Source organism: Actinomadura sp. NPDC048032 (assembly GCF_040653175.1).
Lineage (GTDB): Bacteria > Actinomycetota > Actinomycetes > Streptosporangiales > Streptosporangiaceae > Spirillospora > Spirillospora verrucosospora.
Window position 1 is genome coordinate 1 of sequence record NZ_JBEZJP010000355.1, and the last position, 8,948, is coordinate 8,948.

9 protein-coding genes are annotated in these 8,948 nt (G+C 73.0%); 8 read left to right on the top strand and 1 reads right to left on the bottom strand.

All coding sequences use genetic code 11. The features are described 5' to 3' along the window. Positions 1-38: 38 nt before the first annotated feature. The 5 genes from pth to AB0C69_RS32450 all read left to right on the top strand — a co-directional run bounded on the left by pth (position 39) and on the right by AB0C69_RS32450 (position 5,846). Complete coding sequence (pth, locus tag AB0C69_RS32430) at positions 39-614, top strand: aminoacyl-tRNA hydrolase (protein WP_345173558.1); 576 nt, start codon at positions 39-41, stop codon at positions 612-614. Between the two features lie 399 nt (positions 615-1,013). Next, positions 1,014-2,489, top strand: a complete 1,476-nt coding sequence (locus AB0C69_RS32435; protein WP_345173561.1) for a sugar transferase — start codon at positions 1,014-1,016, stop codon at positions 2,487-2,489. A 110-nt stretch (positions 2,490-2,599) separates the two neighbouring features. Beyond that, positions 2,600-3,538 carry an inositol monophosphatase family protein gene (locus tag AB0C69_RS32440; protein WP_353835692.1) on the top strand — a complete coding sequence of 313 codons (939 nt, stop codon included), beginning with the start codon at positions 2,600-2,602 and terminating at the stop codon, positions 3,536-3,538. Positions 3,539-3,603: 65 nt separating this feature from the next. Next, on the top strand, positions 3,604-4,521 hold the full coding sequence (gene cysD, locus AB0C69_RS32445) for a sulfate adenylyltransferase subunit CysD (protein WP_360358775.1): 918 nt from the start codon (positions 3,604-3,606) through the stop codon (positions 4,519-4,521). Positions 4,522-4,583: 62 nt separating this feature from the next. Continuing rightward, on the top strand, positions 4,584-5,846 hold the full coding sequence (locus AB0C69_RS32450) for a GTP-binding protein (protein ID WP_360358776.1): 1,263 nt from the start codon (positions 4,584-4,586) through the stop codon (positions 5,844-5,846). Here the strand turns inward: AB0C69_RS32450 and AB0C69_RS32455 are convergent. After that, positions 5,753-6,487: an ACT domain-containing protein gene (locus tag AB0C69_RS32455; protein ID WP_360358772.1), complete on the bottom strand. Its 735-nt coding sequence runs from the start codon at positions 6,485-6,487 to the stop codon at positions 5,753-5,755. The two genes, AB0C69_RS32450 and AB0C69_RS32455, sit on opposite strands and share 94 nt — an antisense overlap. A gap of 162 nt (positions 6,488-6,649) precedes the next feature. Here AB0C69_RS32455 and AB0C69_RS32460 point away from each other — a divergent pair, with 162 nt between their 5' ends. From AB0C69_RS32460 to AB0C69_RS32470, 3 genes are all read left to right on the top strand, one after another. Beyond that, the gene (locus AB0C69_RS32460) at positions 6,650-7,321 is read left to right on the top strand and encodes a carboxymuconolactone decarboxylase family protein (RefSeq protein ID WP_345184367.1); all 672 of its coding nucleotides are present in this window, start codon (positions 6,650-6,652) and stop codon (positions 7,319-7,321) included. Next, entirely contained in the window at positions 7,314-7,907 is a 594-nt protein-coding gene (locus AB0C69_RS32465) for a GNAT family protein (protein WP_360358773.1), read from the top strand. Before AB0C69_RS32460 ends, AB0C69_RS32465 begins: the two co-directional genes overlap by 8 nt. A gap of 50 nt (positions 7,908-7,957) precedes the next feature. Beyond that, positions 7,958-8,948, top strand: a 991-nt coding sequence (locus tag AB0C69_RS32470; protein WP_360358774.1) for an FAD-binding oxidoreductase, incomplete at its 3' end; no start/stop codon positions are given.

Below are 8,948 nucleotides of genomic sequence, written 5' to 3' on the forward strand. Positions count from 1 at the left end.
GCACCGGCGGGGGCCGTGCTCGCGTGTGAGGAGTGCGGGTGGACGCGGATCTCTGGCTCGTGGTGGGGCTGGGCAACCCGGGGCCGTCGTATGCGAAGAACCGGCACAACGCGGGGTTCATGGTGCTGGACGTCCTGGCGGCGCGCGCCGGAGGCAGGTTCAGGTCGCACCGGGCGCGGGCGGACGTGCTCGAAGGCCGGCTGGCGGGGAAGCGGGTGGTGCTGGCGAAGCCCCGCACCTTCATGAACGAGTCGGGCGGTCCGGTGAAGGGCCTGCGCGACTTCTACAAGGTGCCGGTGGAGCGGGTGGTCGTCGTCCATGACGAGCTGGACATCCCCTTCGGCGCGGTGCGGCTGAAGCAGGGCGGCGGTGACAACGGCCACAACGGGCTGCGGTCCATCACCCGGTCGCTGGGCTCGAAGGAGTATCCGCGCGTGCGGTTCGGTGTGGGGCGCCCCCCGGGGCGTATGGACCCGGCGGCGTTCGTGCTGAAGGACTTCTCCGCGGGGGAGCGCAAGGAGCTCGACTTCGAGGTGGACCGTGCGGCGGACGCGGTCGAGGCGCTGCTGACCGAGGGGCTGGCGGCCGCGCAGAACACGTTCCACGCGGGTTGACCGATTTCGCCGCGCGGCGGGCGGTGAAGAGGGTTGAATCGAGGGAGACCCGCCTTTTCGGCCCTGCAATTGCGTCACTGTGACATAACTGACGGTGTCGGGCCGGAAATCCGTTCACCCGGGGTGACCGGTTGCGTTCGGTCGGGTGACCGCATCCGGCCTCACGATCGGTGAACGGCTGTGATCAAGGCGCAGTGGCGCCATTTTCGTGTGCGGTCGGGGCGGTTTGGGCGCGTTGTCCACGTGGGGGCCGCGTTCCGTCCGTGACCATGGCAAAGCGACCGTAAGATGCAGGCCGATCGAGGTTCAGGTTCAATGTGAACCTCGGGCGACGTTCAGCCGTCTTCGGTGTGAATCGCGCTGACGAGGCGCGCGTTACACAGGATTGGTGAGTGATTTATGGCCGTCGTTGACAAGGTTCAGGCCGAGTCATCGATCCGCCATGAGCACGAGCGCGCGGCGTCGCAGAACTGGAGCCGCTCCTACCGGCGGATCGCGAGGGTTCTCGACTTCACCAGCATGCTGATGGCCGGTGTGATCGCCTTCGTGCTCAGGTTCCCGGGCGTCCCGACGGAGCTGGACGCGCCGTACGTGGTCCTGACCGTGGCCCTGCCGGTGGTGTGGGTTCCGACGCTGATGCTGTGCCGCGCCTACCAGCCGCGGTACGTGGGCGTCGGGTACGAGGAGTTCCACCGGGTGCTGCGCGCCGGGTTCATCCTGACGGCGGTGGTCGCGATCGTGGCGTACGCCACCAAGACCGACGTCGCGCGCGGCTACGTGGTGATGGCGCTGCCCCTCGGGACGTTCCTGGCGCTCCTGGCGCGGTACCGGCTGCGCAAGTGGCTGCACAAGAAGCGGTGGCACGGCGAGTGCATGCGGCGGGTCGTCGCCGTCGGGCACCGCACGTCGGTGTCCGACCTGATCCGGCTGCTGCAGAAGAAGCGCTACCACGGCATGGACATCGTGGCCGTGTGCCTGCCGCCCGCGCTCGCGGCGGGCGAGGACGCGGTCGCCGAGGTGGAGGGCGTCCCGGTGCTGGGCGACTTCGGCCAGGCGGCGGCGGTCGCCGACCGGATCGGCGCCGACTCGGTGGCCGTGCTGGCGTGCCCGGAGATGGACGGGGTGGCGCTGCGCCGGCTGGCGTGGCAGATCGAGCGCAACGACGTCGAGCTGGTCGTGGCGCCCGCGCTGATGGACGTCACCGGCCCGCGGATCTCGATCCGCCCGGTGTCGGGCCTGCCGCTGCTGCACGTGGAGCACCCGGAGCTGGACGGGGGCCGCAAGGTCCTCAAGGGCCTGGTCGACCGGGTGGCGGCGCTCGGCGGGATCGTGGCGCTGAGCCCGCTGCTGCTGCTGATCGCGGTTCTGATCAAGATGTCCGGGGAGGGCCCGGTGCTGTTCCGGCAGACGCGCGTCGGGCGCGGGGGCCGGGAGTTCACGGTGCTGAAGTTCCGCACGATGGTCGCCGACGCCGAGGCGCGCCGGCTGGAGCTGCTGGCCGCCAACGACCACGACGGCGTGCTGTTCAAGATCAGGCAGGATCCGCGGGTCACGCGGGTGGGGCGCCGGCTGCGCCGGTACTCGCTGGACGAGCTGCCGCAGCTGTTCAACGTGCTGCGGGGCGAGATGTCGCTGGTGGGGCCGCGCCCGCCGCTGCCGGACGAGGTCGCCCAGTACGGCGGGGACGTCTACCGCCGCCTGGTCGTCAAGCCGGGCCTGACCGGCCTGTGGCAGGTGAGCGGCCGCTCGGACCTGTCGTGGGAGGAGTCGGTCCGCCTCGACCTGCGGTACGTGGACAACTGGTCCCTCGCCCTGGACCTGCAGATCATGTGGAAGACCTGGTCGGCCGTCTTCCGGGGCTCCGGCGCGTACTGAGCGCCCGCCGCCGCCGGCGGGCCGCTGAGCGAGACCTCGTCCCGTGGCCGGTGCGGGCCGCATGAGAAAGTAGACCGAGCAGACCAGTCGAGTCGGGAATGTGATCTCAGATGACCGAGCCAGGGGCCAGAGACGATCATTCGCTCGCGGCCGAGCTCGCCGGGACGGCGGGCCGGCTGCTGCTGGGCGTGCGGGACGAGATGGGCTTCGCCGACGCGAGGGCCCTGAAGGACACCGGCGACCTGCGGGCGCACGAGTACCTGATGGCGGCGCTCGCCGAGCGCTGTCCCGGCGACGCCGTCCTGTCCGAGGAGGGGCGGTCCTCGGTCGCCGGGAAGCGGTCCAAGGGCGACGACCGCGCACCGACCCGCAACACCGCCGACGCGGAGCGGCTCACGGCCTCCCGCGTGTGGATCGTGGACCCCCTGGACGGCACCCGCGAGTTCTCCGAGGAGGGCCGCCGCGACTGGGCCGTGCACGTGGCGCTGTGGGAGCGCGACGCGTCCGGCGCCGGCCGTCTGGCGGCCGGCGCCGTCGCGCTGCCGGCGCAGGGCCTGACGCTCCGCACGGACGCGGTGGGCGGCGCCTCGCTCGTCCGGACCGACCTCGCCGAGCCCGACCCCGTCACCGCCGGGCCCGCCGGGACGCCGCCGCCCCGCGAGGTGCCGCTGCACGTCCCGGCGCCGGACGCGGGGAAGCTGCGCATCGCCGTGAGCCGCACGCGGCCGCCGGAGTTCGTCCGGCGGCTGGCGGAGGTGATCGAGCCGGACGTGGAGCTGGTGCCGATCGGGTCGGCGGGGGCGAAGATCTCCGCGGTGCTGCTCGGCGAGGTGGACGCCTACGTGCACGCGGGCGGCCAGTACGAGTGGGATTCGGCGGCCCCGGCGGCCGTCGCGCTCGGCGCCGGGGCGCACGCGTCCCGGATCGACGGGTCGCCGCTGCGCTACAACCGTGAGGACCCCCGGCTCCCGGATATCCTGGTGTGCCATCCCATGTCGGCGTCAACGCTGCTGACCGGCATTCGGGAAGTGAGCGGCGCGCTGCCCTGACCGGTCCGCCCGTCTCCGTGCCATCGGTTGCCACTGCCAGAACAGCGTGAAAGAGCCCCATGACCATGCAGCGTCGCGATTACCTACTGTCCCAGCTGGACATCCTCGAAGCCGAGTCGATCCATATCTTCCGGGAGGTGGCGGCCGAGTTCGAACGGCCGGTGCTGCTCTTCTCCGGCGGCAAGGACAGCATCGTCATGCTGCGCCTGGCCCAGAAGGCGTTCTGGCCCGCCCCGATCCCGTTCCCGGTCATGCACGTCGACACCGGCCACAACTTCCCGGAGGTGATCGAGTACCGGGACCGGCGGGTGGCCGAGCTCGGCGTCCGGCTGGTCGTGGCGTCGGTGCAGGACGCGATCGACAGCGGCCGGGTGGTGGAGCAGAAGGGCCGCCGCGCGTCCCGCAACAGGTTGCAGATCACCCCGCTGCTGGACGCCATCGAGGAGCACCAGTTCGACGCGGCGTTCGGCGGCGCCCGCCGGGACGAGGAGAAGGCCCGCGCGAAGGAGCGGGTGGTCTCCTTCCGGGACGAGTTCGGGCAGTGGGACCCCAAGAACCAGCGCCCGGAGCTGTGGAACCTGTTCAACACCAAGATCGTGCAGGGTGAGCACGTCCGGGTGTTCCCGCTGTCGAACTGGACCGAGCTCGACATCTGGGACTACGTGCGCCGCGAGGAGCTCGAACTCCCGCCGATCTACTTCGCGCACACCCGGCAGGTGTTCGAGCGCGACGGGCTGCTCCTGGACGCCGAGACGGGCTTCGCGAACCGCGGCGACGACGAGCCCGAGTTCGCGGCGACCGTCCGGTACCGGACGGTCGGCGACGCGTCCTGCACGGGCGCGGTGAAGTCGAACGCGGTGACGCTCGACGAGGTGATCGAGGAGATCGCGGCGACGCGGATCACCGAGCGCGGCCAGACCCGCGCCGACGACCGCACCAGCGAGGCCGCGATGGAGGACCGCAAGAAGGAGGGCTACTTCTGATGGCCAGCGCGAACGACCGGCTCGCCGGGGACCGGCCGGCCGAGGCCCGGCCGGCCAAGCAGATGGACCTCCTGCGGTTCGCCACCGCCGGCAGCGTCGACGACGGCAAGTCCACGCTGATCGGCCGGCTGCTGTTCGACTCCAAGTCGATCTTCGAGGACCAGCTGGAGTCGGTCGAGAAGACCAGCGCCGACCGCGGCGAGGAGTACACGAACCTGGCGCTGCTGACCGACGGCCTGCGGGCCGAGCGGGAGCAGGGCATCACCATCGACGTGGCGTACCGGTACTTCGCGACGCCGCGCCGCAAGTTCATCATCGCCGACACGCCGGGGCACATCCAGTACACCCGGAACATGGTGACCGGCGCCTCCACCGCCGACCTGGCGATCATCCTCGTGGACGCCCGGAAGGGCATCCTGGAGCAGTCGCGCCGGCACGCGTTCCTCACCACGCTCCTGCAGGTCCCGCACCTGGTCGTGGCGATCAACAAGATGGACCTGGTCGACTACGACCGGGGCGTCTACGAGCGGATCGTGGACGAGTTCACGGCGTTCGCCTCCAAGCTGGAGGTCACGGACCTGACGTTCATCCCGATCTCGGCGCTGCACGGCGACAACGTCGTCGAGCGCAGCGTGAACATGCCGTGGTACGAGGGCTCGTCGCTGCTGCACCACCTGGAGCACGTGCACATCGCCTCCGACCGCAACCTGATCGACGTGCGGTTCCCGGTGCAGTACGTGGTCCGGCCGCACGCGTCCACCGACCCCGACCTGCACGACTACCGCGGCTACGCGGGCCAGGTCGCGGGCGGCGTGCTGAAGCCGGGCGACGAGGTGGTGCACCTGCCGTCCGGGCTGACCACGACGATCACCCATATCGACGGGCCGGGCGGGCCGGTCGACGAGGCGTTCGCGCCGATGTCGGTGACGCTGCGCCTCGCCGACGACATCGACATCTCCCGCGGCGACATGATCGCCCGTCCGAACAACCGGCCCGAGGTCGCGCAGGACATCGACGCGATGGTCTGCTGGATGACCCCGGACCGCACGCTCACCCCGCGCTCGAAGCTGGTCATCAAGCACACGACCCGCACCGCGAAGGCGATGGTGAAGCAGCTGCACTACCGGCTGGACGTCAACACGCTGCACCGCGACGAGCAGGCGGCCTCCCTCGGCCTGAACGAGATCGGCCGCGTCTCGCTGCGGGTGACGCAGCCGCTGTTCGTCGACGACTACGGCCGCAACCGCCTCACCGGCGGCTTCATCCTGATCGACGAGGCCGCCTCGAACGACCGGCGCGGCGGGTACGGCTTGGGGCTGAAGTAGCGCATCCGGCGGCTGTCCAGCGAGCAGCGCTCGTGCAGCGCCCGCACGGCGTCGCCGTCGCGCGGCTCGACCGGCCGGACGACCACCTGCGTCCCGTCGCGCAGCGCGATCCGCCGGGACGCCGACGGGCGCGGCGCCGCCGGGAGCGCGGCCCGCACCAGCGCGTCGGCCCGCGCCGCCTCCGTCGCGGTGAACGGCAGCCCGGCGCGCCGGAGCCGGACCGAGCGCCCGCGCACCGGGACGAGGAGGTCGCGGCGGTCGGGGTCCTCGTCGCCGGGGGCGTCCCAGCGGGCCTCGTCGGCGCGCAGCAGTTCGCCGAGGATCTCGGGCACCGCGTGCGGCTCGGCCCGGAGCCGGGCCGCCAGGGCGAGGGCGCGGGTCGGCTCGTCCACCAGCTCGTGGGGGCGCGCGGGGAGGACGGCGGTGCGGGTGCCGCCCGCCGCGCCCAGCGCCTCGGCGAGGGCGCGGGCGTCCGGGCCGCCGCGCGGGACGTCGACGATGAACTCGTCGACCACCCCGTCGGCGTCGAGCTGGACCGACAGCCCGAGGATGTTGGCGCCGCGCTGGGCCAGCGCGGCCGTGAGGGAGGCGAGGCGGCCGGGACGGTCCTCGATCTCGGTGCGGATGCGCAGCAGCGGCATGGGACGTTCCCTCCGGGGGCCGGGCGCCCCGTTCGTGTCCGGTGCGGTCGCCGACAAGGGTCGCCGACGCGTGTTACGCGGCCGCTACGTCATCGTGTGCCAGGGGTTTCACATTCCGGACGGGGGTTGAGCCGCCCGCTCCGAGCGCCTAGCGTGCGGTGAGTGATCGACCCCGTGACCGGTGAGCGCGTCAACGACCGACCGCGGCGCGGCCCGTCCCCGACGAGGCTCCCGCTGCTCCTCCCCGGTTCGCTCAGCGAGGAGCAGCGAGCCGTCTACGAGGCGGTGACGGGCGGGCCCCGCGCCGGCGACCGCAATCCCCCCTTCGCCCTGGCCGACGACATCGGGCGCCTGCAGGGCCCGTTCAACGCGATGCTCTACAGCCCTCCCGTCGGGCTGCCGCTGCAGGACCTCGGTGCCGCGCTGCGCTTCCGCACCGGGTTCACCAAGCGCGAGCGCGAGATCGCGACCCTCGTCGTGGCGGCGCACCTGCGCTCCGACTTCGAGTGGTACGCCCACGAGCGGATCGGGCGCCGGCAGGGGCTCGCCGACGAGGAGACGGACGCGCTGCGCGAGGGGCGGGCGCCGATGCTCGCCGACGTCCGCGAGCGCGTCGTGTACGAGGCGGCGCGCCAGCTCGTGGCCGAGGGCGACCTCGCCGACGCCGTCTACACCGAGGCGGTGGCCACCCTCGGCCGCACGGCCCTCGTCGAGCTGGTCACGCTCGTCGGCTACTACCAGGCGCTCGCGCTGCAGCTGCGGGTGTTCCGCGTCGGCGTCCCCGACGGGGAGGCCGCGCCCGAGTGGCCCGCCGCGGGGGACGGGTATGAGTGAGGTGCTGCGCACCGTCCGGCTCGTGCTGCACCCGGTGTCGATGCGCGACCACGGAGCCCTGCTGACGCACTGGACGGGGCCCCTCGTCCGCCGCCACCTGTTCGACGACCGGGTGGTCACGCCCGTGCAGGTCAGCGAGATCATCGAGGCGAGCGAGCGGGACTTCGCCACCGAGGGCTACGGGCTGTGGGCGCTGCGCCCCGCCCCCGCCCCCGCGTCCCCGGGCGGCGGCGCGGCGGCGCCCGGCGGCCCGCTGGCGGGCGTGGCCGGGCTCAGCCACCACGAGGGTCCGCTCGGCCACGGCGTGGACGTCGAGATCCTCTACAGCCTGGAGCCCGACCACTGGGGGCGGGGGCTGGCCGCCGAGGCGTCCCGCGCCGTCCTGGACTACGCGTTCGGAGTGGTCGGGGTGCACCGGATCACCGCCGAGATCGACACCGCCAACCCGGCGTCGTCGCAGATCGCGCTCCAGCTCGGGATGCGCCGGTGGCGGGAGGGCCCCGCCGGGCCCGACGGCGCCGCGTACTACGCCGCCGAACGCTCCCGTTGGGTCGGATCCCGTCGAAAAGTCGACGCTGTGCCCTAGAATCCGTTGCCGCCTGTTGATTTTGCTGCGGAATGCAGCAGGATGAGCCCATGAGCTCCTCCCCGGGCCGGGCGCCCCTGGCTCCCGGTTTCGCCAACGGCGGCGTCTCCCACTGGTACCGGGCTGCCGGACGTCCCGAACCCGGCCCCCGCCTGCCGGGCCCGCGCACCGCCGACGTGTGCGTCGTCGGCGCCGGCTACACCGGGCTCTGGACCGCCTACTACCTCAAGCGCGCCCGCCCCGACCTGCGGATCGTCGTGCTGGAGCGGGAGTTCGCGGGGTTCGGCGCGTCCGGGCGCAACGGCGGCTGGGTGCTGGGGGAGATCGCGGGATCCCGGGAGCGCTACGCCGCCCGGCACGGCCGTCCCGCCGCGATCGCGCTGCAGCACGCCATGTTCCGGGCGGTGGACGAGGTCGTCCGCGTCGCGGGCGCCGAGGACGTCGACGCCGGCCTGGTCAAGGGCGGCGTCCTGCACGTGGCCCGGAACGCCGCCCAGCGCGCCCGCCTCGCCGCCCTGGTGGAGGAGGCGCGCGAGTGGGGCTGGAGCGACGAGGACCTCGTCCCGCTGCCCGCCGCCGAACGCGACGAGCGGCTGCGCGTCGAGGGCGCGACCGGCGCCGCGTGGAGCCCGCACGCCGCGCGCGTGCAGCCCGCCGCGCTCGTCCGGGGGCTCGCCGCGGCGGTCCGGCGGCTCGGCGTGCAGATCTACGAGCGGACGCCGGTCGTGCGGATCGACCCCCGCCGGCCGGACGGCGCGGCCGCCGCGGTCACCCCGTTCGGGACCGTCGCCGCCGAGTACGTGCTGCGGGCCACCGAGGGCTTCACCGCCGCGCTGCCCGGCCACCGCCGCGACTGGCTTCCGATGAACAGCTCGATGATCGTCACGACGCCGCTGCCCGCCCGCGCCTGGAAGGAGATCGGGTGGGAGCGCCGCGAGCTGCTCGGCGACATGGCGCACTACTACATGTACGCGCAGCGCACCGCCGACGACCGCATCGCCTTCGGCGGCCGGGGCCGCCCCTACCGGTACGGGTCGCGCG

Excerpts from the sequence above, each read along its gene's own strand:
- AB0C69_RS32450 (WP_360358776.1), top strand. The coding sequence starts at position 4,584 with ATGGACCTCCTGCGGTTCGCCACCGCCGGCAGCGTCGACGACGGCAAG.
- AB0C69_RS32465 (WP_360358773.1), top strand. The coding sequence starts at position 7,314 with ATGAGTGAGGTGCTGCGCACCGTCCGGCTCGTGCTGCACCCGGTGTCG.
- AB0C69_RS32440 (WP_353835692.1), top strand. The coding sequence starts at position 2,600 with ATGACCGAGCCAGGGGCCAGAGACGATCATTCGCTCGCGGCCGAGCTC.
- cysD (WP_360358775.1), top strand. The coding sequence starts at position 3,604 with ATGCAGCGTCGCGATTACCTACTGTCCCAGCTGGACATCCTCGAAGCC.
- AB0C69_RS32435 (WP_345173561.1), top strand. The coding sequence starts at position 1,014 with ATGGCCGTCGTTGACAAGGTTCAGGCCGAGTCATCGATCCGCCATGAG.
- AB0C69_RS32455 (WP_360358772.1), bottom strand. The coding sequence starts at position 6,487 with ATGCCGCTGCTGCGCATCCGCACCGAGATCGAGGACCGTCCCGGCCGC.